Origin of the sequence: Thioalkalivibrio sp. (assembly GCF_041690275.1) — a bacterium.
Taxonomy (GTDB): domain Bacteria; phylum Pseudomonadota; class Gammaproteobacteria; order Ectothiorhodospirales; family Ectothiorhodospiraceae; genus Thioalkalivibrio.
Genome location: NZ_JAWLHP010000084.1, coordinates 1 through 1744, shown reverse-complemented (window position 1 = coordinate 1744; position 1744 = coordinate 1). Strand labels below are relative to the sequence as shown.

The following is a 1744-nucleotide window of genomic DNA, read 5'->3' as shown; positions in this document are numbered from 1 at the left end:
CGTAGGGTGGGCCAAGCGCCGCGGGCCCACCGGTATGGTCGCGGCGGTTTTTGGTGGGCACACTTCGTTTTGCCCACCCTACGGCCGCTGTCTGCAGCGCCTTCTGCCGCTTGCGGGGGCTGCTCGGCGCTCAGGCGCTCTCCGGCACCTTCTCCAGCAGCAGGCTGTGGCCGGTCATCGTCTTCGGCTGCGGCACGCCCATCAGCGCCAGCACCGTGGGCGCGACGTCGGAGAGCCCGCCGCCGGTGGTCAGGCGCCAGCGATCGCCATCCATCACCATGCACATCACCGGATACGTGGTGTGCTGGGTGTGCGGGTCGCCGGTGACCGGGTCCACGTATTCGTCGCAGTTGCCGTGGTCGGCGGTCACGATCACCGAGTAGTTCCGCTCCCGGGCGGTGTCCAGCACGCGGCCGACCTCGGCGTCCAGCGTCTCCACCGCCTGGATCAGCGGTTCGCGCATCGCGGTGTGGCCCACCATGTCGCCGTTCGCGAAGTTCACCAGCACGAACCCGTAGCGCCCGCTCTCGATCGCCTTGATGGTCTCGTCGGCAACCTCGCGCGCGCTCATCTCCGGCTTCTCGTCGTAGGTGTCGACATTGGGCGAGGGGACCATCACCCGGTCCTCGCCGGCCACCGGATCCTCCTGGCCACCGTTGAAGAAGAAGGTCACGTGGGCGTACTTCTCCGTCTCCGCGCAGTGAAACTGCGGGATGCCGGCCGCCGAGATCACGCCGCCCAGCGTGGTGGACGGACGCTCGGGCGGAAACGCGATCGGCGCGAGGAAGCGCGGCTCGTACTCGGTGAGACAGGTCACCCCCACCGGGTGGAAATCGCCCCGGTCGAAGCCCACGCACTTCTCCATCGCCAGCGCCGCGGTGAGCTGGCGCGGACGGTCGTTGCGGAAGTTGAACAGCACGCAGGCGGCCTCGGGGCCGAGCGGCAGCGGTTCCCCGACGATGCGCGGCTTGATGAACTCGTCCGTCTCGTCGGTCGCGTAGGCGGCCTCGATTGCCGCCTTCGCGCTCTCCGCCGGCTCGCCCTCGGCGAAGGCAATCGCCCGGAACGCGCGCTCGGTCCGGCCCCAGCGCTTGTCGCGGTCCATCGCGTAATAGCGCCCGCAGACGGTCGCGATGCGCCCGCCCGCCGCTTCCAGGTGCTGCTCCAGCTCCGGCAGGTAGTTCAGCGCCGAGCGCGGCGGCGTGTCGCGACCGTCCGTGATCATGTGCACGATGGGCTGCACCTGCTGTTCGCGGCAGATCTCGATCAGCGCCAGCAGGTGCCGGATGTGGCTGTGCACGCCGCCGTCGGATACCAGGCCGATCAGGTGCAGCGGTTCGTTGCGCGAGCGCGCCGCGGCGGCCGCGCTGACCAGTGCGTCGTTGTGCAGGAAGCTGCCGTCCTCGATCGAGTCGTCGATGCGCACCAGGTCCTGGCGCACGATCGCGCCGGCGCCCAGGGTCAGGTGCCCCACCTCGGAGTTGCCCATCTGTCCGGCCGGCAGGCCGACCGCGCGGCCGGACGCGTCGATCGTGGTGTGCGAGTGCGTGGACAGGTATTCGTCCAGGCGCGGGGTGTCGGCCTCGGCGAAGGCGTTGTTGGCCTTGCTCGGGTTCACGCCGACGCCGTCCATGATGATCAGTACCACCGGGCGCCGCGGAGCGGGTCGTGGTTCAGGCATGTCGTATCCAGTGCGTTGGCTGTCAGGCCGCCTATGTTAACAACCACGCGCGCGAAGATGCGG

The 1744-nt window shown here is 69.4% G+C and carries 1 protein-coding gene; it reads right to left on the bottom strand.

Annotation, left to right across the window (positions count from 1 at the left end; genetic code table 11):
• Positions 1-130: 130 nt before the first annotated feature.
• A complete protein-coding gene (gpmI, locus tag ACESMN_RS12520) occupies positions 131-1681 on the bottom strand; it encodes a 2,3-bisphosphoglycerate-independent phosphoglycerate mutase (protein ID WP_373053938.1) in 1551 nt (516 codons plus the stop codon).
• Positions 1682-1744: the final 63 nt, after the last annotated feature.